The following is a 22,055-nucleotide window of genomic DNA, read 5'->3' as shown; positions in this document are numbered from 1 at the left end:
CTCATCCTCCCGCCACGTCGGCCGTCAGCAGGCCCTCGATGAACTCCTGGTAGGCGGCGAGCTGGTCGGGGCAGTACGTCTGCACGATCAGCTTGCCGCCCTGGAGCACCTTGCTGTCGGCGATGACGGGCCGCGTGCCGGGCCCGCCGGCCCCGTTCGAGAGCTGGGCCTGCAACTGCGCCTGGTTCAGCGCCTCGTTGGGGCCCGCGCAGACCGCGCCGCCGTCGTCGCCGAGCACGTTCACGACCTGCTCCTTGGACGGCACGTGCACCGCCCCCGCCTGCTGCAGCGCCGCGATGAACTGGTCGGCCTTCTGCTCGGCCGTGTCGGTCGGCGCGGGCGTGGGGACGACGAGCAGGGCGGCGACCATGGAGATGACCAGCACGACGCAGATGACGACGTACACGGTGGTGCGCTGCCCCCTGGTGGCGGTGCCCATGGTGGTGGTCATGACGCGTCCACCTGCTTCCACGAGGGCTTGCGCAGCCGGTAGAACAGGTACGGCACGAGCAGGCCGAGCCCGAGCGCGCCGCCCGCCACGAACACGATGTAGAGCGCCGTGTTGCCCGACTCGAACTGCGACGGCGGCACGAACCCGACCAGCAGCGCCGCCAGCGAGGCGGCGAAGCCGACGCCGCAGAGCCCGGTCAGCATGGGGGCGCGGTAGCCACGCGGATGGTCGGGGTGGCTGCGGCGCAGCCGGACCGCGGCCACGAACAGCAGCAGGTACATGATCAGGTAGACCTGCGTGGTGATCACCGAGAAGATCCAGTACGCACTGGAGACGTCGGGGATGAACGCGTACAACATCGCGATCACCGTGGTGATCAGGCCCTGCACGACCAGGATGTTCTGCTGGACGCCGTGCTTGTTGAGCCGCTGCAGGTACGGCGGCAGGTACCCCTCCTGGCGCGCGATCAGCAGCAGGCCCTTCGACGGCCCGGCGAGCCACGTCAGCATGCCGCCGAGCGAGGCGGTGACCAGCATGATGCCGATGATCGGGGTCAGCCACTGTGAGCCGAACTCGGCGAACACCGCGTCGAACGCCTGCATCACGCCCGCCGTCAGCGAGAGCTGCTCGGCCGGGACGACCCAGCTGATGGCCAGCGCCGGCAGGATGAAGATCGCCAGCACCATGGCCATGGCCAGGAAGATCGCCTTCGGGAACTCCTTGCCGGGCTCGCGCAGCGACGACACGTGCACCGCGTTCATCTCCATGCCCGAGTACGACAGGAAGTTGTTCACGATCAGCACCAGGCTCGCCAGCCCGGCCCAGGCCGGCAGCAGGTTGTCGGTCGTCATCGGCGCGGCCGAGGCGTTGCCCTGGCCGAGGAAGACGATGCCGAGCACGACCAGCAGGACTCCCGGCACCAGCGTGCCGATGACGAGGCCGCCGCTGGCCAGGCCCGCCACGCCCTTGGTGCCGCGCGCGGAGATCCACACGCCGGTCCAGTAGCAGACCATGATGACCAGGGCGGTCCACACGCCGCTCGACGCCAGGTCCGGGTTGAAGACGTAGGCGAGCGTGCTGGCCACGTACCCCAGCAGGCTCGGATAGTAGAAGATGGTCATCGCGAACTGGCACCAGACCGCGAGGAAGCCCATCGGCTTGGAGATGCCGAGGCTGACCCAGTTGTAGACGCCGCCCTCCCAGCCCGAGGCCAGCTCAGCCGACACCAGAGAGGTCGGCAGCAGGAACACCAGGGCCGGTATGAGGTACAGGAAGATGCAGGCCAGGCCGTAGACGGCCATGGTGGGTGAGGGGCGCAGGCTGGCCACGGAGCTCGTGGTCATCATGGCCAGGGCCACCCAGGAAATCCACACGGTGGCGGGGACGCGGGCTCGCGCCGTGGTCTCCCGCGGGTCGATCGGCAGGTCGGCGGCGCTCACGGCGTGGCCGTCCGCTGCGAAACGGTCATCCTGATACCCCCTGACGTGGTGACGAAGGTGGTAATCAGGTTGGGTGACAGTGAGACGGCCGGATTCACCTCTTACGGGTGAGACCGGCCGCCCATCACGCCGTGACGTACTCCGCGATGATCACGGTGGCGTCGCCCTTCGGCTCCGCCGCGGCCATTTCGTCGTACATGCGGTCCAGGCAGGCCGCCGGCGACGTGCCCCCCGCGAACAACTCCTTCATCCGCGCCGGCCCCAGCGTCTTGATCGCCCCGTGCGTGACGATCGCCACCCGGTCGCCCGGACGCAGCACCACCGCGCCCACCTCCGGCTTCAGCCCCGGCGGCAGCCCGATCCCGCGCAGCGGCGGGTCCTCGCCGAACAGGTGCGGTGTCGTCAGCCGGCGCGGCTCGCCGCCCCTCGGGCAGAGCCAGATCTCGCCGTCGCCCACGTGCGCGTACCGCAGCCGCGGGTTCTCCGCCCGTTCCAGCACCACCAGGTCCAGGGTGCTGGCCAGCTCGGGCACGGCCGGGTCGCGCAGTGCCGCGTTCCGCACGGCGCGGTGCGCCGCCTGCGCGCACTCGTCCAGCGCCTCCTCGCCGTGCTGGGGGCGCGCCGCGACCACCGCCCCCAGGGTCAGCGCGGCGGCCAGGTGGGCGGGCTCGGTGCCGCCCACCCCCCGGGCCGCCGCGATCAACCGCTCCTGGACGACGTACGCGTCCGACGGCCGCCCGTGCCCGCCCTCGTACGTGCCCCCCACCGCCACCAGCCGCGGCCGTGCGACCGGCATGCCGGCCGGCCAGTTCCCCTTACGGCCCCTGACGGTCATCACCGACAGGCAGCCCAGCAGAAACGTGATCACGAACACTGTCATGAGGTCCCCTCCCACCGCGATCTCCGCGGCACATCGCGTCCTAGTACACGCTCTTGTGAAGGGACGCGGCTGACGGCCGTTCGGCCGTCGTAGCGCTCTGACGGCCGTTCAGCCGTCATGCCGCGGGCCTGGCCGCCGGAGAAGGTTCGGTCAGGGCGGGACCACCGCAGCAGAGCCGAGGAAGACGACCATGAGGCCCACGACGCCATGCGTCATCGCAAAAAGCACAAAATGCGCGGAGGAAACCCTTTCGCGTGCTCTTTTACCCGTTATCGTAAGATCCGTTCGATGCCCATATCGCGTGCGGACGGCTCATGGCTTCATCCGGCTCCACGAGATACGACTCGGCCACCAGGCAGCTGACCAAGGCCGTCGCGCGGACCGGGGCCGGCGCGCGCAGCGCGGTGGGCGCGGTGGCCGTCGTCGCGGCCCTGTTCGGCGCGGTGCCGCCGGTCTCCGCCGCGTGGCTGACACCCCTGCTGCTCGTCCACGCCGTGTGGACGGGGCTGTACATGCGGGTGTTCTTCCGCAAGGAGCTGCTGCCCTACTGGCTGGTGGCCAGTGATGTGGCCATCATCGTCGCGCTGGGTCTCGCGCAGAGACACCTCGTCGCGACCGAGACGCTCGTCACGGGGTCGAGCTGGGTGCACGGGCTGGTCACGATGACCATCGTCATGGCCGGAGTGACCTGGCGGCCCGCGATCGCCGTGCCCATCGGCCTCCTCCTGGCCGGCGCCTTCGCCGCCGGCGTGCGGCTGGCCTCGTCCGAGCACGACGTGTACGGGCCCCTCGGCATCCACCTCGTGCAACTCCTCGCGATCGTGCTGCTCATGACGCTGCTGCGCCGCTCGGCCGCCTCGGCCGACACCTTCCTGCGGGAGAGCGCGCGAACCGAGATCTCCCTCATGGTCGAACGGCTGCGCCGCGAGGACGAGCTGCACCAGGTCGGCAGCATCCACGAGACCTCCCTGCACACGCTCACCATGGTCGGGCTCGGCACCTACGACCAGCCGTCGGCCACCCTGCGCGACCAGGTCGCCACCGACCTCGCCGCCCTGGAGAAGCTGCGCGACCAGCCGCACGCCGACTCCGCCCCCATCGCCCTCGACGCGCTGCTCGACGAGGTCGCAGGGCGGGCCACCGGCCTGGACGTACGCCGCCGCCTCACCCCCGAGACCGTCCCCGGCGACGTCGCGGAACGCTTCGCCCGCGCCGTCACCGAGGCCCTGGCCAACATCGCCCTGCACGCCGGCGTCCGCGAGGCCGAACTGGTCTCCGCCAGGCGCGACGGCGAGATCGTGGTCGAGGTGGCCGACGCGGGCCGCGGGTTCGACCAGGACCGGCTGCCGCCCGACCGGTTCGGCGTGCGCGGCTCCATCCTCGACACGATGCGCTCCCTGCCGAACGGCGGCGCCCGCATCTCCTCCGGCGACCGCGGCACGCGAGTGAGCCTGTGGTGGCGGCCATGACCGGGGCGATCGGGCAGGACGGGGGGCGGCCATGACCGAGGAGATCGAGCAGATCGCGCTGCGCTACGCCCGCTACACCGCGCTCGGCGCCGTCGTCATCGCCGGCGTCTGGCACCTCGGCTACGACCTCACCGTCACCCTCACCGGCTGGGCCTCCTTCCGCTGGCCCTGGCTCGCCGTCGCGGCCTGGATCCTCTACTCCGTGATCTTCGTCATCGGCGCCCTCACCCTGTCACGCCGCTCCCGCGGTCCCGACCGCGTCCTGGGGCTCGCCCTGGCCACCCTCGCCGTGGACATCGCGGTGATCGTCGCCAGCCGCCCGGAAGAGCTGCTCGGCATCAGCGACTGGGGCTGGGGCTCCATCGGCTGGATCGGCGTCATGCTGATCTGGGGACGGCCGCGCTGGCGTACCGAGATCGTCGCCTTCCTGGCCGCGAACGCCCTCATCATGCTCACCGCCATGGCCCTGCTGGGCTCGTTCGACCGCGTCTCCATCGCCAAGTACCTGGTGGTCATCGCCGGCGGCGTCACCATGCAGCTCGGCTACATGGCGGGCTGCCACCTGCTGCGCACCCGCGCCGAGGAGACCGTCCTGCTGGCCCGCAAGCTCGCCGCCGACGACGCCTGGCGCGAGTCCGCCCACCGCATCCACGCCGACCGGCTGCGCCGCTACGAGGCCATCCGCGACGTCGCCGAGTCGCTGCTCACCCAGCTCGGTAACGGCGCCGACCCCGGCGATCCGCGCGTACGCGAGGACTGCACGGCCGGCGCGATGCGCCTGCGGAGGCTCATCACCGAACGCGAGGACGTCCCCGACGAGCTGGTGGCCGTCCTGCGCGAACGCATCGACGCCGCAGAACGCCGCCAGGTCCTCGTCACCGCCCCGCCGTTCGGCGAGCACCTGCCCACCCTGCCGGACGGCGTCCGCGAAGACCTGCTCAGAGCGCCCGTCAGAGCACTGGACGGCGCCAGGACCCGCGCCAGGGTCACCGTGTCCGCCATGTCCACCATGGTGAGCGTGGCGGTCGTGGCCGACAACGACGACCTGCCCATCAGCCCCATCCCCGTGCAGGAGGCCAGCGGCGTCGTCGTCAGCTATCAGCGGCTGGGAGGTGAGGTATGGGTGAACAGCATCTGGCAGGACCGGTGACGGTCGCCCTCGTCGAGGACCACCAGGTCGTGGTGGACGGCGTACGGTCGTGGTTCGGGCCGCCCAGCCCGATCGAGCTCGTCGCCCAGGGCCCCACCATCGAGTCCGTCCGCGGCACCACCGCCGACGTGCTCCTGCTCGACCTCAACCTCAACGGCACCATGGTCGTCGACCGCGTCGCCGAGCTGTGCGCGGGCGGCCAGCGCGTGATCGTCTTCTCCGAGCACGAGGAACCGGAGATCGTCCGCAAGGTCCTGGACGCCGGGGCCTCCGCCTTCATCGGCAAGGGCCGCGCGACCCGGGAGTCCTGCGTGGAGACCATCCTGGAGGTGGCCGCCGACCGGCCCTCCGTCACCCCGCCGATGGCCCAGGCCATCGCGACCGACGAGGGCCCGCACCGGCCACAGCTGTCCGACAAGGAACGGGCGGCGCTGCTGTACTGGTTCCAGTCCATGTCCAAGGCGTCGGTGGCGGCGCGGATGGGGATCAAGGAACGGACGGTGCGGCAGTACATCGACCGGGCGCGGGTCAAATACGCGGCGGCCGGAAGGCCCGCGCCCACCAAAGAGAAACTGCTCATCTGCGCCATCCAGGACGGGCTGGTGCAGCCTGACGAGGTGACCGTCTACACTTCGCTGGCCGCTCGGGAGCAGCGGGAATGAGGCTCCTGGACCTCGGCACTCCCGGCGGGAGGGGGCCGGCAGAGCCGGGGTCCAGGGTTATTCGAGGAGCTGGGCGGGGTCGAGGCTCACGGGGAACGGCTTCGTCAGCTTCGCCACGGTGCCGGCCTTGTAGGCGGTCGGTGGCTTGTACTTGCCGCCGTTCAGCTCGTAGACGTACAGGGTCGGGCCTTCGTCCGGCTCGATCCGCCAGTAGGTGGGGACGCCTGCCTCCGCATACGCCAGAGGCTTGAGTCCTCTGTCCTGCTTACTGGTGGTCTGGCTAACGATTTCCCCGATGAGCAATATGTGGTGAGGTGAGGCCATGGGCTCTGTGCTGAACGCTGCCTCTTTGGGCATGACTACAAAATCCGGGAATGTAGCAATCCGCGTCCGACGCGCGGAAGTCGACCTGCATCAGTGTCACCAAGTCATTCGTCGCTGCGTCTTCGAGGACGAACAGGGCGTTCTTGAGGGCCACTTGATGGCGAACGGTGTGCGGAGGGCTCACCAGAAGGCTGCCATTGCACAGTTCGTAGCGGTTTCCGTCGGTCACGTGCTCAGCCTAGACTCGGACAACAAGTTCTTGGCCAGCTCATCCAATGTGGCTCCACAGCGGACATTGGACAGCGGGCTTTCCCTGGGCACCAGGCTCGAGCGAACTGCCGCCCAGCCTCCGGCCATATCGTGAATGTGCCATCCTGGGAAGGCGTCGATCACCTGTTGCAGGGTCATGGACATGGCTGAGCCTCGCGCACTTGTGCATAGCGGTGGGCTATGCGGCAGGCGGCTCGGGCCGGGTCGCTGGAGAGATGGCGAGCGTAGACGACTCGCTCCCGCTTCGCATCCCAGCCCGTACGCCACCAGAACCGCTCACCGTCGCACCAGACGACCAGCCCGACCCACACGGAGAGCTGCGCCAGCCGATAGCCGTCGTGCACGTCCGAAGTGATCCCCAATTGACTCAGTTCGCGTTGCAGTCGTATGGCGCTGCCGCGTGCGTCGTCGTACTCGCTCGCGACTGCGGAGCCGCAATCGTCATCAACGAGGTTGCTTTGTCGCATGCCCTCGAAACTAAGGGCGTCCAACGCGGAGAAATCGCACGCCTCGTGCGACCTGCCTTCAGGGGCTATGCGGTTGTCGTTTGGATACGTCGCGCCAATGACCGCAACGGCTCCGGAATGCGAGCGTGCGCACCAAGAAGTCCTCTGACGGTTTCGCGCGCCATGGGGTGATATGCGGTATGCTGCGGCGAAATTCGGTCGGCGTTCTTCAGGGAAGTCAGGGCGCGGTCCGCCTTTCCCGCCATGAGTTGCACGCGCGCGAGATCGATGTAGTGGTGTGAGGATCGCTCCGGAGAAAGAGTGCGGGGCGGCGCGAAACCTTCGTTTCGCCGCAACGCCTCATCGGGATCTTCCAGCTCGATCGCGGCGGCTATCTCATGGATGCGTACGTTGCTCGGCCCGAAGGAAAGCCCGTAGTGGATGGTGTCACGTCCGATGCGTGCGGCGTATTCCCGTGCCAGGTCAAGGTGTTCCCAGGCTTCCGAGCTGCGTGGATGCATCCGGGCGGACAGGATGGCGGATCGCAGATGCATGGAGCCCGTGACGGCGAGCCCCGGTTCGCTTTCTGAGATCAACGCGTCGAAGCTTCGATGGGCACGATCGAGAAAGGTGAGACCGGCACGGTAGGCCGCCGAGGCGAAGAACACCTGGGAGCGTTCTTCGGCGACGTAAGCCAGCAGTGCCGGATCGTCGGTCTCGCGTGCCGCCTGCGTCGCCCGGTCCACCGCAACCGACGTCAGATCGACGTACCCCAGCCGGTATGCGATGGACTTCGCCGCCACGAATACGTGCAACAGCATCTCCGCCACGGTCCGGCGACCGGCGCCTACGCTGTCGTGCAGGAGAAAGGCCAACTCTTCGATCAGCCCCGGCAGGCGCTTGCCGAGTTCCACGTAGTCGATTTTGTCGAGCAGGGCGACGACCGCGCGCACGTCTTGTCGCAGCGCGTTCAGACTTCTCGGCTCGGCCTCCAGTTCGGGCGGTACGTCCCAGTAGTTGAGGGCCACACGGATGGCCGGAATGCTGGCATGGACGCGGTCGGCGTGCCCGGTGGATCCCCGGTAGGGCTGGCCGGTCAAGTCGGTGACATCGATGCGCAACGCCCGGGCTACGGCCGCGATGAACCAGGGGGTCGCGGATTTGCTGCCCCGCTCGACCTGTGACACGAGACTCTTGGAGCAGGGAACGAGCATGGCCAGCCCGTCCTGTGTCAGTCCTGCGAGCTTTCGGGCTTCGGCGATGCGCGGGCCGATGCGTCCTTGATCCATGATCAGGATGTCCATCAGTTGCACCCTCTCCGGGTCCGCTGGTGACCCCCTGCCCAGAGTAAGTGGTGGTCGTTCGGACGGCTACGCAGAGCGAACAGCAGCCAGATTGAAACTTTCAACTTTGTGACCAGCTTCCGGAAAGCCCTTTCCGCAGTTCAATCAAGGCTTCGGCCTGTCGCCCCGCCCACTGACAACCACCCTCACTTGGCCGCGCCCACCCCGTCAGATACCGTCCCCCACCGGGAGCGCTCCCCACCACCGGACCCCCGACCGGAACACGGAGACCGCACATGCCCCACGTAGCACCACCCCGCCGGGCGAAGCGTGCCCTGATCCTGCTGATGTCCCTGGCGATGATCTTCACCGTCCCGCTGACCGGCACCGCCTCGGCGCACGGCTCGGTCGTCGACCCGGCCTCCCGCAACTACGGCTGCTGGCTGCGCTGGGGCAGCGACTTCCAGAACCCCACCATGCAGCAGTCGGACCCGATGTGCTGGCAGGCGTGGCAGGACAACACCAACGCCATGTGGAACTGGAACGGCCTCTACCGCGACGGCGTCGCCGGCAACCACCAGGGCGTCATCCCCAACGGCCAGCTCTGCAGCGCCGGCCGCACCCAGGACGGCCGCTACCGCTCCATGGACAACCCCGGCGCCTGGAAGATGACGAACCTCGGCAGCACGTTCGACATCCGCCTCACCGACCAGGCATACCACGGCGCGGACTACATTCTCGTCTACATCAGCCGGCAGGGGTACAACGCCCTGACCACGCCGCTCGGGTGGAACCACCTGGAGCTGGTGCGGACGACGCCCAGGTACGCGCCCGCGAACACGTACCCGATCACCGGGCTCAGCAAGGGCTCGCGCACCGGCCGGCACGTGGTCTTCACGGTGTGGAAGGCCTCGCACATGGACCAGACGTACTACTTCTGCAGCGACGTCAACTTCGGCTAGCCGCCCCGCTCCGACCCCGCCCGGCACCCGCCCGGCGGGGTCGTCCGTGACTCAGGACGTCCACGACCGCAGCTTGTCGGGGTTGCGGACGGCCCAGATGCGCGTGACCCGATCGCCGGCGACCTCGAAGGCGCACACCGTCACCGTGACGCCGTCGCGCTGCACGATCAGCCCCGGCAGCCCGTTGACCGTCCGCTCCAGGATCGTCACGTCCCCCAGCACGCCGGACAGCCTGGTGAACCCCTGCACGATCTGCTCCGCGCCCTCCACCGGCCGGACCAGGGTGCTGACGACGCCTCCGCCGTCGGCGATCACCGTGGCGCCGGGGTCGAGGAGGGAGATGAGGGCGTCGATGTCCTTGGCCTCCCAGGCCCGCTTGAATTCGCGCACCACGTCGGCCTGCCGGGGCGGCCTGGCCGTGGGGGCCTGCGCGTCGCGGATGCGGCGGCGGGCGGAGGTGGCGAGCTGGCGGCAGGCGGCCGGGCTGCGGCCGACGATGTCGGCGACCTCGGCGAACGGATAGCGGAACACGTCGTGCAGGATGAACGCGACGCGCTCGGCCGGGGTCATCGACTCCAGCACGACGAGGAAGGCCATGTTGACCGACTCGTCGAGGGTGACCCGGTCGGCGGGGTCGCCGTTGGCCGCCTCGGGAAGGTCGGGGAGCGGCTCGGGGATCCACTCGCCCACGTACGTCTCGCGCCGGACCCGCGCCGAGGAGAGCACGTTGAGGCAGAGGCGGCCGGCCACCTTCGTCAGCCAGGCGCCCGGCGACTCGATGGCCTCCTGCTCCGCGCGCGACATGGCGTACCAGCGGGCGTAGGTCTCCTGGACGATGTCCTCGGCGTCGGCGAGTGAGCCGAGCAGGCGGTAGCCCAGATTGATCAGGTGCCGCCGCTCGCTCATGATCACGCTCAGGGCGGGATCGGGTTGTGTGCCCATCGTTGTCGCTGGCTCCCTTGCTCATCTCCGGCTGCACATATTCGACCGCAGAGCCCCGCGAACTGTGAGGCCGGGGTGCTCACCTCACATTCCGGACGGCAGTCCTGTCGGACGTACCGGAGCCGAAAGGCGCAGGCAAGCAAGCAAGGTACGAGCCGGAGAAGAGAAGACCTCATGCCCACATCCACGACGACCACGTTCCTGCGTGTCGTGATCGCCCTGCAGACCCTGGCCGTCTTCGCCGCACCGGTCACCGCCGGGCTGCTGCTGACCACCCCGAACGGCCACGTGCTGCACAGCGCCTCGGCGTACACCGTGTTCGTCGTCGCGGTGGTGCACGTGCTCGCGGCGGTGCTGGCGTGGCGGCCGGGCGGCGGCTCGCCCAAGGCCATCCTGTACGCGGCCGGGTTCCTGGCGGCCACGTCGGCGCAGGTCGCGCTGGGCATCGCGCACCTGACGACGCTGCACATCCCGCTGGGCGTGCTGATGTTCGGCATGAGCCTCCTGCACCTCAGCCGCGTGCTCAAGAGATCGTGAACGAGAAGGGATCCCGCATCATGTCCACCTCGCACCAGGTCGTCGTCATCGGCGGCGGTTACGCGGGCACGCTCGCGGCCAACCACCTGCGGATGCGCTCCGACGTGCGCGTCACGCTGGTCAACTCCCGGCCGGAGTTCGTCGACCGGATCAGGCTGCACCAGTACGTCGCCGGCACCGGCCAGGCCGCGATCGACTACGGCACGCTGCTCGGCGAGGGCGTCGAGCTGGTCGTGGACAGCGCCGCGCGCATCGACACCGCCGCCCGCGCGGTACGGCTGGAGTCGGGCCGCGCGCTGGACTACGACTACGTGATCTACGCGGTCGGCAGCGTCGGCGCGACCCCGTCGCAGGTGCCAGGCGCGGCCGGGTTCGCCCATGACATCGCCGAGTACGAGCCCGCGCGGCGGCTGCGCGCCAGGCTGGCAGAGCTGCCCGCCGACGCCGCGATCACCGTGGTCGGCGGCGGGCTGACCGGCATCGAGACGGCTGCCGAGCTGGCCGAGCAGGGGCGCCGGGTCACGCTGGTGTGCGGGCAGACCCTGGCGCCGTCCTTCAGCACGGGGGGACGCCGGTACGTGGCCGGCCGGCTGTCGCGGCACGGGGTCGAGGTGGTCGAGGGCGCCGTGGTGAGCGAGGTCCTGCCGGACGCGGTCGTCCTGGGCGACGGCTCGGAGCGGGCGAGCGCGCTGACGATCTGGGCGGCCGGTTTCGGGGTGCCGCAGCTCGCCGTCGCCAGCGGGCTGAGCACCGACGAGCTCGGCCGGCTGATCACGGACGAGACGCTGACCAGCGTGGACGACGACCGCGTCGTCGCCGCAGGGGACGCCGCCGCGCCGTCGGGCCGGGCCCTGCGGATGAGCTGCTACGCCGCCGGGCCGCTCGGCGCGCAGGCCGCCAACACCGTGCTGAGCCGCATCGAGGGGACCGAGCCGGAGAAGATCACCCTGGGCTTCTCCGGGGCGTGTGTCAGCGTCGGGCGGCGGGCCGGGATCCGGCAGTTCGCCCGCAAGGACGACACTGCGATCAACGTGTACGTGGGTGGCCGGGCGGGGGCCGCGATCAAGGAGCTGACCTGCAAGTTCGCGGTGGCCAGGATCCGTGGTGAGGCCAGGCGGCCGGGCTCGGCCAAGTGGGTGAAGGGCGACCCGCGTCCCGCGCGGAGCGAGCTGACGGCGACGCGGTAAATCGATCGCCCGCCCGGTCGTGCGGTTGTCATCATGCTCGCCATGACGATCGAGTCGCGGGAACACGTGCGCAGGTACTTCGACGGTCTCGGGGACGCGGAGTGGCACCGGCTGGCCGGTGACGTCAGAGGCCGCGTCAGCCTGGAGGTGCACCGCCGCCTCCTCGCGGGGCTCGTCCGTCCGGGGGATCGGGTGCTGGAGGTGGGCGCGGGGCCGGGGCGTTTCACCTTCGAGCTGGCCGCGCTGGGCGCGACCGTCGTCGTCACCGACCTCTCCCCGGTGCAGCTGGCGCTGAACGAGGAGCGGTTGCGCGGGAGCGAGGCGGAGGCGTCGGTGGAGCGGTGGGAGGTCCTGGACGTCTGCGACACCGGCCGGTACGCCGACGGGGAGTTCGACCTGGTGCTCGCCTTCGGCGGGCCGCTGTCGTACGCCTTCGAGCAGGCGGGGGACGCGCTGCGCGGGCTGTTCCGCGTCACCCGTCCGGGCGGGCTGGTCGCCGGCTCGGTCATGTCGCTGCTGGGCACCTGGCGGACCTTCCTGCCCGGCGTGGTCAAGCTCGCGGAGAGGGCCGGGGAGGACGCCAACGACCTGGTGCTGCGCACCGGCGACCTGCGTCACATGGGGGTGGAGGGCGGGCACGTCTGCCGGATGTTCCGCTCCGCCGACCTCGCCGCCCTCATCCGGGGGGCGGGTGGGGAGGTCGTGGCGCTCAGTGCCAGCAACTGGGCCTCGCTCGGCGACCCGGACGTGCTCGCCGCGCTCGAAGCCGATCCCGGGCGATGGGCGCGCTTCCTGGAGCACGAGGTCGCCGCCTGCCGGGAGCCCGGGGCCGTGGACGGCGGCACCCACATCCTGTTCGCCGCCAGACACCTCTAGGGGCGGGGCGTGGTCGAGGCGCGGATCTCCAGCTCGATGGGGTGCACCCGTTCCGTGCCCGCCTGTGCCGCGCCCGACAGCAGCTCGAACAGCAGCTCGGCGCAGCTCGCCCCGGCCTCGCGGGGGCGCAGGTCGATCGCGGTGATCGGCGGGTCGGCCATCCGGGTGGCGGCGCTGTCCACGCACGAGGCGAGCAGCACCCCGCTGCCCGCCTCCCGCAGCAGCGGCGCCACCTCGGTCGCGGCCCCTGCCGGAGCACAGACGAGCGCGTCCATGGCGTCCGGGGTCGTGGCGTCCGGGGTCGCGGCGAGCAGGGCGCGGGCGGCGGCGCGGATCTCGTCGCCGGTCGCGTCGAACGACACCCGCCGCACCAGAGGCGCCACCCCGTGCCCGCCGCACCAGTCCAGATACCCCCGGTGCACGCTGCCCGCCCAGTCGCTCTCGTCCCCGGCCACGATGAGGCCGGGCCGCGCCGCCCCGGCGCCCAGCAGGTGGTCGAGCAGCCGCCCCAGCATCGACGCGTGCTCCGACCACACCACCCCGTCGGCCTGCCGGGCCCCGGGGAAGCGCTCGCACGACACCGTGGGCAGCCCGGTCGCCATCAGGCTCTCCACCACGGGATCCCCGCCGAGCGGGTCGCCGAGCACCAGCCCGTCCACGCGGGGCGGCCGGGCGCGCCGCTGCCCCGAGGTGATGAGCGTGACGTCGTAGTCGTGCCGCGCCGCCTGCTCCACCACGCCGAACACGAACGACATGTAGTACGAGGACCGGGTCAGCACCTCGGGCACGTGCAGCCCGATCGTGCCGGTGCTGGCCTTGCGCAGGTGCCGGGCCGAGCCGTTGGGCACGTAGCCGAGCCGTTCGGCGACCGCCACCACGGTTTCGCGGGTGCGCTCGGACACGCGTCCTGAGCCGCGCAGCGCGTCGGAGGCCGTCGTCTTGGACACCCCCGCCTCGCGGGCGACGGTGAGGATCGTGACCGGCTCGTCTGCTCGCATGCCCCGATGTGTGACCGGCTCGTCTGCTCGCACGCCCCGATGGTAGCGGCCCATTCGCACCCCCCTTCGAGCCCCTCGTCCGTAAACGATGTGTTTCGGCTGGGCTCCAGGTCTTGTGCCCTCCGGCGGTCGCCGTTAGGTTAGCGCGAAACTTGCCGGAACGTTCCGGCATCAGAAAGGGGCCGAACGTTGCACCTGTCCACCGGGAAGCATCCCCACCCTCTCGACCCGCTCGCCGCACAGGAGATCGACGAGGTCAGACGGGTTCTCATGGCGGAGGGCCTGCTGTCCGGCACCGTCCGGGTGGCCTATCTCGGGCTGGAGGAGCCGCCCAAGGACCAGGTGCTGGCGTACGAGGACGGCGCCGCCCGCCCCGACCGCAGGGCCCGCGCGCTCCTGCTGGACCTGGCCACCGAGGCGGCGCAGGACGTGGTCGTGTCGGTCGGCGAGGGCCGGGTCGAGACGACCGCCCCGATCGACCCGCTGACCGACGGCCAGGTGCCGATGCTGGACGAGGAGCACGCCCTGGTCCGCCGGGTGCTCCGCGAGGACCCGGACTGGGCTAAGGCGCTGGCCGAGCGGGGGATCGACGACCCCGCGCAGGTCTACCTCGCCGCGCTCAGCGCCGGCCACTTCGGGCTGGCGAAGGAGGAGGGCAGGCGGGTCGCCAGGGTGCTGGCGCACCTGATGCCGACCCCCGAGAGTCTCCCGTGGGCGCACCCCGTGGACGGCCTGGTCGCGTACGTCGATCTGGTCAAGGGCGAGGTGCTGGAGATCGTGGACACCGGCCCCCAGCCCATCCCGCAGGAGAGCGGCGACTACACCCAGGTCGAGCACCGCACCACCCAGAAGCCCATCCACATCACCCAGCCGGAGGGCCCCAGCTTCACGATCGACGGCCCGCAGGTCACGTGGGAGAAGTGGAGCCTGCGCCTCGGCTACGACATGCGCGAGGGCCTCACGCTGCACCGCATCGGCTTCGAGGACGACGGCCGCACCAGGCCGATCGTCTACCGGGCCTCGGTGGCCGAGATGGTCGTCCCGTACGGCGACCCGAGCCCGATCCGCTTCTGGCAGAACTACTTCGACACCGGCGAGTACCAGCTCGGCAAGCTCGCCAACTCCCTCGAACTCGGCTGCGACTGCCTCGGCGAGATCACCTACTTCGACGTCGTCGTCACCGACGGCGCCGGCGTGCCCAAGGTGATCAAGAACGCGATCTGCATGCACGAGGAGGACTACGGCGTGCTGTGGAAGCACACCGACCCCGCCAACGGCTCCAGGGAGACCCGCAGGCAGCGCCGCCTGGTGATCTCGTTCTTCGTCACCGTCGGCAACTACGACTACGGCTTCTACTGGTACCTCTACCTCGACGGCACCATCGAGCTGGAGGTCAAGGCCACCGGCATCGTCTTCACCGGCGCCTACGACGACCGGGCCGCCCCGTACGCGTCGGAGGTCGCCCCGGGGCTGGCGGCGCCGTACCACCAGCACCTGTTCAGCGCCCGGCTCGACATGACCGTGGACGGCGTGGCCAACGCCGTGGACGAGGTCGAGGCCAGGCCGCTGGAGAGCCCGTACGGCAGCGCGTTCGGCCGCACCGCCACCCGGCTGCGCACCGAACGGGAGGCCAGGCGCGACGCCGACCTGAAGACGGAGCGCACCTGGCACGTCGTCAACCCCGAGGTGCGCAACCGCCTGGGCCACCCCGTCGGCTACGCGCTGTTCCCCGAGGGCAAGCCGACGCTGATGGCCGCCGAGGGGTCCAGCATCCACCGCAGGGCCGAGTTCGCGACCAACCACCTGTGGGTCACCCGCTACCACCCCGCGGAGCGCTATCCCGCCGGAGACCTGGTCAACCAGCATCCCGGCGGCGCGGGCCTGCCCGACTACACCAGGGCCGACCGCGACATCGACGGGCAGGACGTCGTGCTGTGGCACACGTTCGGCCTGACGCACTTCCCCCGCACCGAGGACTGGCCGATCATGCCGGTCGACACCTGCGGGTTCGTACTCAAGCCGGTCGGCTTCTTCGACCGGAACCCCACGCTCGACGTCCCGCCGAGCGCCTCCCAACGCTCATCCTGCCACTAGAGGAGAAGAGGCCCATGCGTCCCATACGCCTGGCCTGCGGTGTCGCGGCAGCCCTGCTGGCATCGGCCTGCGCCGCCACCGGAACGACCACGACCCCCGCGGCCGCCCCCCAGGAGACCGCCGCCCCCGGCTATCTCGCCGTCGCCGACGAGGCCCTCGCCAAGGGCGGCGCGCTCAACCTCCAGGTGCACATCGACAGCGGCGCCGCCACCGGCTACGACCCGCAGCTCGCCGACGTGGCCACCACCTGGCAGCTCCTGTCGCTGTCGTACGAGACCCTGGTCACGGTGGGCCCCGACTTCGGCGTTCAGCCGCTGCTCGCCGAGAAGTGGGACACCCCCGACGACAAGACGTACATCTTCCACCTGCGCAAGGGCGTCACGTTCTCCAACGGCAGGGCGATGACGGCCGACGACGTGGTGGGCAGCCTCAAGCGGCTGCTGGCCTCGAAGGGCGTGTGGGCCGGACAGCTCGGCCCGGTCGACGAGGTCGTCAAGGACGGCGACGACAAGGTCAAGGTCACGCTGAAGGAGCCGTACACGCCGTTCCTGGCGTCCCTGGCGAACGTGCCAGCCGCGATCCTGCCGATGAAGGAGATCGACGACAAGTCGGTCGATCCGGCGACCACGCTGCTCGGCACCGGCCCGTACGTGGTGGACAACCACCGCCAGGACGTGTCGTGGACGTTCAAGCGCTACGACAAGTACTGGAACCAGGGCAAGCCCGCCGCCGACACGCTCAACATCACGATCGCCCCGGAGGAGGCCGCCCGCATCGCGGCCCTGCAGAACGGCAGCGCCGCCCTGGCCACGCTGGGCAACGTGGACTCCGGGACGATGCTGGCCGGCGCGAAGGACGTCAAGGTCGTCACCCAGGCCACCACGGACTTCTACTACCTGATGCTCAACAGCCTGAAGCCGGGCTCCAAGCTGGCCGACCCGAAGGTGCGCCAGGCGATCAACATCGCCCTCGACACCAAGCAGATCGCCGAGGTGGCGCTCGGCGGCAAGGGCAAGCCGACCGCCGTCACCCCGGCGGGCCTGCCGGGCTCCTGCGACCCGGCCGCGCTGCCGTCGGCCGCGAAGAGCGTGGACGAGGCCAAGCAACTGCTGGCCGAGGCGGGAGCGCAGAACCTGTCGTTCACGCTGACCATCTTCAACACCGAGCCGGCCCCCGCCGTCGCCCAGGTGATCCAGCAGAACCTCCAGCAGGCCGGCATCACCGTCAAGATCGAGCAGATGGACGAGGCGAGCTGGTCGGGCAAGGTGTACGGCAAGGCGCCCGCCGAGTTCGACGCCGCCCTGTCGTGGTTCGCCGGCTACGCCGACCCCGGCATGGTCACCAAGTGGTGGAACCCGGAGACGGCCGGCTTCAACGTCGGCTTCATGAAGCCGGATCCCGAGCTGAACAAGCTGATCGACACGGCCAACAAGCAGACGGACAACAGGGAGAAGGCGCTGGCCGACGTCTGCGCCAAGGCCGACGCGGACGCGCAGATGATCCCGCTGGTCACCCGCCCGGCCACGGTCGCCTACCGGGGCGACCAGCTCAGCCCGAGCCTGTACGCCACCGAGGGCTACGGCAACGTGCTGCGCCTGGTCGCCGACGCCCGCGTGAAGAAGTCGCAGTAACCATGCGGTTGCTGATGTGGTGGTCCGGCCGGGCGCTCAGCTCGGCCGCCACGCTCCTGGGCGTCTCCGTGCTGATCTTCGCCGCCGTGCGCCTGATGCCCGGCGGCTTCGCGGAGACCGTGCTCGGGCCGTTCGCCACCGCCGAGCAGAAGGCGGAGCTGGCCGCCCGCTACGGGCTCGACCAGCCGGTCTTCATGCAGTACGGGCACTGGCTGGGCGCCGTCGCCGGCGGCGACTTCGGCGTCTCCATGATCAGCCGCCAGCCGGTCGGCGCGGAGCTGCTGGCCCGCCTGCCGGTGACGGCCGAGCTGACCGTGCTGGCGGTGGCCGCGAGCGTGCTGCTCGGCGTGCCGCTGGGCGTGCTCACCGCCGTCCGCGCCCGCCCGGACGGCGGCGGGGCGGCGGGACGGCTGCTCAGCGGCCTGGGCGTGAGCGTGCCTGAGTTCGTGCTGGGCAGCCTGGTGGTGTTCGTCTTCTCCCGGTACGCCCTGGGCCTGGAGGTCGGCTCCTGGACGCCGCTCACCCAGGACCCGGCCGCGAACCTGGCCACGATGATCCTGCCCGCGGCCGTCCTGTCCGTCTTCTCCATCTCGGTGACCGCCAGGACGACCCGCGACGCGGTCATGGGCGTGCTGGTCGAGCCGTACGTGACGGCCGCCGTCGGGCGGGGCGAGTCGCCGTGGTTCATCGTCAGGCACCACATCCTGCGCAACGCCGCCACCCCCGTGGTCACGCTCATCGGCACGACCACCGCGTACCTGCTGGGCGGCGCGCTCATCGTGGAGCACGTGTTCAACCTGCCGGGCGTCGGCTCCTACATCGTGCAGGCCGTCGGCCGCCGCGACTACGCGGTCGTGCAGGCGGGGGTGCTGCTCGCGGCGGGCGTGTTCATCGTCATGAACGTGCTGATCGACCTGCTCGTCGGGGTGATCGACCCCCGGCTGGGCGTCATGGCGGGGAGGCGCTCATGAGGAGGCTGGACAGGCTGTCCGTCGGCGGGCTCGCCGTGCTGGCCGTGCTGGTGCTGTTCGCGCTGGGGTCGCTGATCGGCGCCGGGGGAGACCCGGACGCGATCGTCGGCCCGCGCCTGCAACCGCCGGGGCCCGGCTGGTGGCTGGGCACCGACAACCTGGGCCGCTCGGTGCTGCCCCGCGTGATGGAGGGCGTCGGCACCACGCTGCTGCTCTCCTCGATCGCCGTGCTGGTCACGGCGGTGTTGAGCGCGGCGTTCGGCATCATCGCCGGATACCGTGGCGGTTACCTGAACGAGCTGGTGATGCGCCTGGTGGAAGTGCTCTACTCCTTCCCTGCCATCGTGCTGGCCATCCTGGTCGCGGCCGTGCTCGGCCCCGGGCAGACGGCGGCGCTGGCCAGCATCGTGCTGGTGACGATCCCGCTGATGACCCGGCTGGTGCGGGGCGCCGCCGTGGCCGTCTCGCAGCGCGACTACGTCACCTCCGCCGTGATCAGCGGCGCCCGGCTGCCGCGCGTGCTCGTCCGGCACGTGCTGCCGAACGTGGCCGGCACGATCGCCGTGCAGGGCACGTACGCGCTGTCGGTCGGCATCGCGGTCGAGGGCGGGCTGAGCTTCCTCGGCTTCGGGGTGCAGCCGCCGCAGGCCTCGCTCGGGGTGCTCATCCAGCAGGGCGGCACGTACATGATCGCCGCGCCCTGGCTGATCCTCGGCCCCGGCGTGGTGCTCGTGGCCGCCATCCTGGCGATCAACGTGGTCGGCGACGGGCTGCGCGACCGGCTCGAACCCCGAGAGACGAGGTCACTGACATGAGCCTGCTCTCCGTACGGAACCTGGTGATCGACTACGCCCGCACCCGCGCGCTCGACGGCGCCGACCTGGAGGTGGCGCAGGGCGAGACGGTCGGGCTGGTCGGCGAGAGCGGGTCGGGCAAGTCCACGCTCGGCTCCGCCGTCGGCCGCCTGCTGCCGCGCGCCGCGCGGCGCACCGAGGGCGAGGTGACGGTGGCCGGCGAGCCGGTGTTCGACCTGCCGGACGCCAGGCTGCGGCACCTGCGCAAGAAGCATCTCGGGTTCGTCTTCCAGGACCCGATCGGCTCGCTCGACCCGACCATGCGCGTCGGCGACCAGCTCAGGCTGGTGCTCGGGCGTGGCGGCGACGTGCGCTTCCACCTGGGCCGGGTCAGGCTCGACGACCCGCGCGTGCTGCGCGCCTACCCGCACCAGCTCTCCGGCGGCATGGCGCAGCGGGTGGCGATCGCGATGGCCATGGCCACCTCGCCCGAGCTGCTCGTCGCCGACGAGCCGACGGCCGCGCTGGACAGCCAGGTGCGCGAGGAGGTGTCGAACGTGATCTTCTCGCTGGCCGCCGAGGCGGGCACGAGCATCCTGTGGCTCAGCCACGACCTGCCCGCCGTGGCGCGCCGCTGCGATCGCGTGGCCGTCATGTACGGCGGGCGCGTCGTGGAGAGCGGGCCCGCCCGCGAGGTGCTCGGCAACCCCGCCCACCCCTACACGGCGGCGCTGGCCGGGTCCGCGCCCGCCGCCGCGGCCCACGGCGCGCGCCTGGAGCCCGTGCCGGGCCGCCCGCCCGTGCTCACCGGCGCGTCACCGGGCTGCGCCTTCGCGCCGCGCTGCGCGTTCGCGGAGGAGCGGTGCGAGCACGAGCGCCCGGCGCCGGTCAGGATCCGCGAGCAGGACGTGCTCTGCCACAGAGCGGCAGACCTCCAGGACGGGCTCACGAAGCACGTGGAGGTGAGCGCGTGATCCTCGAACTCGACGACGTCACCGTCACCTTCGCGGCGGGCCCGCCGTTCCGCCGCATCCACCTCGACGCCATGCGCCGCGTCTCGCTCCAGGTCGCCGAGGGGGAGACGCTCGGCCTGGTCGGCGAGTCCGGCTCCGGCAAGACGACCACCAGCCGGGTCGCGCTCGGCCTGCAGCGCCCCACGTCCGGCACGGTCAGGTTCGACGGCCGCCCGTTCCCGAAGCGGCGGCGCGAGCTGGCCGGCCGCATGCAGGCCGTGCTCCAGCACCCGCACTGGTCGCTGAACCCGCGCATGCGCGTCGGCCAGAGCGTCGCGGAGCCGCTGGACGTGCTCGGCCGCACGGAGAAGAACGCCGTCACCGAGATGCTGGAGCACGTCGGCCTGGGCGCCGACTTCGCCGACCGCTACCCGCACGAGCTGTCCGGCGGCCAGCGCCAGCGCGTCTCGATCGCCCGCGCCCTGGTCACCAGGCCCGGCTTCATCGTCTTCGACGAGGCCGTCAGCGCGCTGGACGTCTCCGTCCAGGTGCAGATCCTCAACCTGATCAAGGATTTGCAGGCGGAGTACGGCTTCAGCGCCCTGTTCATCTCGCACGACCTCGGCGCGGTCCGCTACGTGGCCGACCGGATCGCCGTCATGCGCCAGGGCGAGGTCGTCGAGACGGCCGACACCCGCACCTTCTACACCGACCCGTCCCACGAATACTCGAAGCAACTTCTGGAGGCCCTGTGACCACCGAGCACCGGCTCGCGACGCCGTCGGCGTTCGCGCCAGGCGTCCCGCGCAACGCGGACCTGCCGCTGACCCCGCAGCCCAGCCCCGGGCGCGGCTCGGTCGCGTTCGACCTGCCCGGCGTGCGCGTGGGCACCGCCGAGTACGGCGAGGGCCCCACCGGCTGCACGGTGATCCACCTGCCCAAGGGCGCCCGCACGGCCGTGGACGCGCGCGGCGGCGCGGTCGGCATGAGCGGCGGCTACGACTACAACCACGCCATCTGCCTGGCGGGCGGCTCGGTGTACGGGCTGGCCGCGGCGGCGGGCGTCAGCGACGAGCTGCTGTCGCAGCGCGACAACCTCACCAAGTGGGACGAGCTGCAACTGGTGTCCGGGGCGGTGATCTACGACTTCTCCTGCCGCGACACGGCCGTCTACCCGGACGCCGAGCTGGGCAGGGCCGCGGTGCGGTGGGCGAAGGAGGGCGAGTTCCCGGTGGGCCGGTGCGGCGCGGGGCGCACGGCGAGCGCCGGCAAGGTGGACTTCGGCCGGGCCGAGTTCGCCGGGCAGGGCGCCGCGTTCGGCACGTTCGGCGAGATCAAGGTGCTGGTCGCGACCGTGGTCAACTCCGTGGGTGCGGTGATCGACCGGCAGGGCCGGGTGGTGCGCGGCAACTACCACGCCGAGCTGGGCGAGCGCCGCCACCCCAGCGCCGACTACGCCGAGCTGACCGAGGCGCCGGCCGTCATGGGCAACACGACGCTGACCGTGATGGTCACCAACGTGAAGCTGTCGGACGTCGAGCTGCTGCAGGTGGGCCGCCAGGTGCACAGCTCGATGCACCGGGGCATCCAGCCGTTCCACACGCTGACCGACGGCGACACCATGTTCGCCATGACGACCGACGAGGTCGAGCTGGAGGGCGTCAAGCCCACGGGTCTGGGCACGCTGGCCTCCGAGGTCGCGTGGGACGCCATCCTGAGCGCGGCGGAGTAGCGGC

Annotated in this window: 22 protein-coding genes; 14 read left to right on the top strand and 8 right to left on the bottom strand. The window is 70.9% G+C overall.

The window, feature by feature from the left end; all coding sequences use genetic code 11:
• Position 1 precedes the first annotated feature (1 nt).
• The 3 genes from FXF51_RS37970 to FXF51_RS37960 form a co-directional block, all read right to left on the bottom strand.
• Positions 2–451: a hypothetical protein gene (locus FXF51_RS37970; RefSeq protein ID WP_148439577.1), complete on the bottom strand. Its 450-nt coding sequence runs from the start codon at positions 449–451 to the stop codon at positions 2–4.
• Positions 448–1,890 carry an APC family permease gene (locus FXF51_RS37965; RefSeq protein ID WP_148439575.1) on the bottom strand — a complete coding sequence of 481 codons (1,443 nt, stop codon included), beginning with the start codon at positions 1,888–1,890 and terminating at the stop codon, positions 448–450. Before FXF51_RS37965 ends, FXF51_RS37970 begins: the two co-directional genes overlap by 4 nt.
• 124 nt (positions 1,891–2,014) lie before the next feature.
• Positions 2,015–2,770 (bottom strand): PP2C family protein-serine/threonine phosphatase, encoded by a 756-nt coding sequence (locus FXF51_RS37960; RefSeq protein WP_148439573.1) that lies wholly within the window; start codon positions 2,768–2,770, stop codon positions 2,015–2,017.
• Positions 2,771–3,084: 314 nt separating this feature from the next.
• Between FXF51_RS37960 and FXF51_RS37955 the strand changes: the two genes are divergently transcribed.
• The 3 genes from FXF51_RS37955 to FXF51_RS37945 are packed head-to-tail and all read left to right on the top strand — an operon-like array spanning position 3,085 to position 6,051.
• On the top strand, positions 3,085–4,239 hold the full coding sequence (locus FXF51_RS37955; protein WP_148439571.1) for a sensor histidine kinase: 1,155 nt from the start codon (positions 3,085–3,087) through the stop codon (positions 4,237–4,239).
• 31 nt (positions 4,240–4,270) lie between these two features.
• A complete protein-coding gene (locus FXF51_RS37950) occupies positions 4,271–5,389 on the top strand; it encodes a hypothetical protein (RefSeq protein ID WP_148439570.1) in 1,119 nt (372 codons plus the stop codon).
• Complete coding sequence (locus FXF51_RS37945) at positions 5,359–6,051, top strand: response regulator (protein ID WP_148439568.1); 693 nt, start codon at positions 5,359–5,361, stop codon at positions 6,049–6,051. Before FXF51_RS37950 ends, FXF51_RS37945 begins: the two co-directional genes overlap by 31 nt.
• A gap of 57 nt (positions 6,052–6,108) precedes the next feature.
• On the opposite strand, the gene FXF51_RS37940 is transcribed toward FXF51_RS37945, so the two are convergent.
• The 3 genes from FXF51_RS37940 to FXF51_RS37930 form a co-directional block, all read right to left on the bottom strand.
• Positions 6,109–6,435: a Uma2 family endonuclease gene (locus FXF51_RS37940; RefSeq protein WP_262380100.1), complete on the bottom strand. Its 327-nt coding sequence runs from the start codon at positions 6,433–6,435 to the stop codon at positions 6,109–6,111.
• A gap of 344 nt (positions 6,436–6,779) precedes the next feature.
• A complete protein-coding gene (locus FXF51_RS37935; RefSeq protein ID WP_148439564.1) occupies positions 6,780–7,112 on the bottom strand; it encodes a hypothetical protein in 333 nt (110 codons plus the stop codon).
• A 65-nt stretch (positions 7,113–7,177) separates the two neighbouring features.
• Positions 7,178–8,395 carry a helix-turn-helix domain-containing protein gene (locus FXF51_RS37930; protein ID WP_148439563.1) on the bottom strand — a complete coding sequence of 406 codons (1,218 nt, stop codon included), beginning with the start codon at positions 8,393–8,395 and terminating at the stop codon, positions 7,178–7,180.
• A gap of 275 nt (positions 8,396–8,670) precedes the next feature.
• Between FXF51_RS37930 and FXF51_RS37925 the strand changes: the two genes are divergently transcribed.
• The gene (locus FXF51_RS37925; protein ID WP_148439561.1) at positions 8,671–9,336 is read left to right on the top strand and encodes a lytic polysaccharide monooxygenase; all 666 of its coding nucleotides are present in this window, start codon (positions 8,671–8,673) and stop codon (positions 9,334–9,336) included.
• Positions 9,337–9,387: 51 nt separating this feature from the next.
• On the opposite strand, the gene sigJ is transcribed toward FXF51_RS37925, so the two are convergent.
• Positions 9,388–10,278 carry an RNA polymerase sigma factor SigJ gene (gene sigJ / locus FXF51_RS37920; RefSeq protein ID WP_148439559.1) on the bottom strand — a complete coding sequence of 297 codons (891 nt, stop codon included), beginning with the start codon at positions 10,276–10,278 and terminating at the stop codon, positions 9,388–9,390.
• Positions 10,279–10,452: 174 nt separating this feature from the next.
• Here sigJ and FXF51_RS37915 point away from each other — a divergent pair, with 174 nt between their 5' ends.
• From FXF51_RS37915 to FXF51_RS37905, 3 genes are read left to right on the top strand one after another with little or no spacing between them, the layout of a single operon-like run.
• Positions 10,453–10,815 carry a hypothetical protein gene (locus FXF51_RS37915; RefSeq protein ID WP_148439557.1) on the top strand — a complete coding sequence of 121 codons (363 nt, stop codon included), beginning with the start codon at positions 10,453–10,455 and terminating at the stop codon, positions 10,813–10,815.
• Between the two features lie 20 nt (positions 10,816–10,835).
• On the top strand, positions 10,836–12,002 hold the full coding sequence (locus FXF51_RS37910) for an NAD(P)/FAD-dependent oxidoreductase (RefSeq protein WP_148439556.1): 1,167 nt from the start codon (positions 10,836–10,838) through the stop codon (positions 12,000–12,002).
• A 42-nt stretch (positions 12,003–12,044) separates the two neighbouring features.
• Positions 12,045–12,878 carry a class I SAM-dependent methyltransferase gene (locus tag FXF51_RS37905; protein ID WP_148439554.1) on the top strand — a complete coding sequence of 278 codons (834 nt, stop codon included), beginning with the start codon at positions 12,045–12,047 and terminating at the stop codon, positions 12,876–12,878.
• On the opposite strand, the gene FXF51_RS37900 is transcribed toward FXF51_RS37905, so the two are convergent.
• Positions 12,875–13,876, bottom strand: coding sequence for a LacI family DNA-binding transcriptional regulator (locus FXF51_RS37900; RefSeq protein ID WP_148439553.1), 1,002 nt, complete (start codon positions 13,874–13,876; stop codon positions 12,875–12,877). The two genes, FXF51_RS37905 and FXF51_RS37900, sit on opposite strands and share 4 nt — an antisense overlap.
• Positions 13,877–14,065: 189 nt before the next feature.
• Between FXF51_RS37900 and FXF51_RS37895 the strand changes: the two genes are divergently transcribed.
• Genes FXF51_RS37895 through FXF51_RS37865 form a run of 7 tightly spaced genes read left to right on the top strand, consistent with a single transcriptional unit; the run spans position 14,066 to position 22,051 of the window.
• Positions 14,066–15,970 carry a primary-amine oxidase gene (locus tag FXF51_RS37895; RefSeq protein WP_148439551.1) on the top strand — a complete coding sequence of 635 codons (1,905 nt, stop codon included), beginning with the start codon at positions 14,066–14,068 and terminating at the stop codon, positions 15,968–15,970.
• Between the two features lie 14 nt (positions 15,971–15,984).
• On the top strand, positions 15,985–17,601 hold the full coding sequence (locus tag FXF51_RS37890; RefSeq protein ID WP_148439549.1) for an ABC transporter substrate-binding protein: 1,617 nt from the start codon (positions 15,985–15,987) through the stop codon (positions 17,599–17,601).
• Between the two features lie 2 nt (positions 17,602–17,603).
• Positions 17,604–18,572 (top strand): ABC transporter permease, encoded by a 969-nt coding sequence (locus FXF51_RS37885; protein WP_148439547.1) that lies wholly within the window; start codon positions 17,604–17,606, stop codon positions 18,570–18,572.
• Entirely contained in the window at positions 18,569–19,387 is an 819-nt protein-coding gene (locus FXF51_RS37880; RefSeq protein ID WP_148439546.1) for an ABC transporter permease, read from the top strand. Before FXF51_RS37885 ends, FXF51_RS37880 begins: the two co-directional genes overlap by 4 nt.
• Positions 19,384–20,340 carry an ABC transporter ATP-binding protein gene (locus FXF51_RS37875; protein WP_148439544.1) on the top strand — a complete coding sequence of 319 codons (957 nt, stop codon included), beginning with the start codon at positions 19,384–19,386 and terminating at the stop codon, positions 20,338–20,340. The genes FXF51_RS37880 and FXF51_RS37875 overlap by 4 nt, the downstream gene beginning before the upstream one ends.
• Complete coding sequence (locus tag FXF51_RS37870) at positions 20,337–21,074, top strand: ABC transporter ATP-binding protein (RefSeq protein ID WP_262380094.1); 738 nt, start codon at positions 20,337–20,339, stop codon at positions 21,072–21,074. The genes FXF51_RS37875 and FXF51_RS37870 overlap by 4 nt, the downstream gene beginning before the upstream one ends.
• Positions 21,071–22,051 carry a P1 family peptidase gene (locus tag FXF51_RS37865; RefSeq protein ID WP_148439542.1) on the top strand — a complete coding sequence of 327 codons (981 nt, stop codon included), beginning with the start codon at positions 21,071–21,073 and terminating at the stop codon, positions 22,049–22,051. The genes FXF51_RS37870 and FXF51_RS37865 overlap by 4 nt, the downstream gene beginning before the upstream one ends.
• The last annotated feature ends 4 nt before the right edge of the window (positions 22,052–22,055 follow it).

Source organism: Nonomuraea sp. PA05 (assembly GCF_008086045.1).
Classification (GTDB): domain Bacteria; phylum Actinomycetota; class Actinomycetes; order Streptosporangiales; family Streptosporangiaceae; genus Nonomuraea; species Nonomuraea monospora.
Note: the sequence above shows the minus strand (reverse complement) of the source record. Positions and strands in the feature narration are given on the sequence as shown.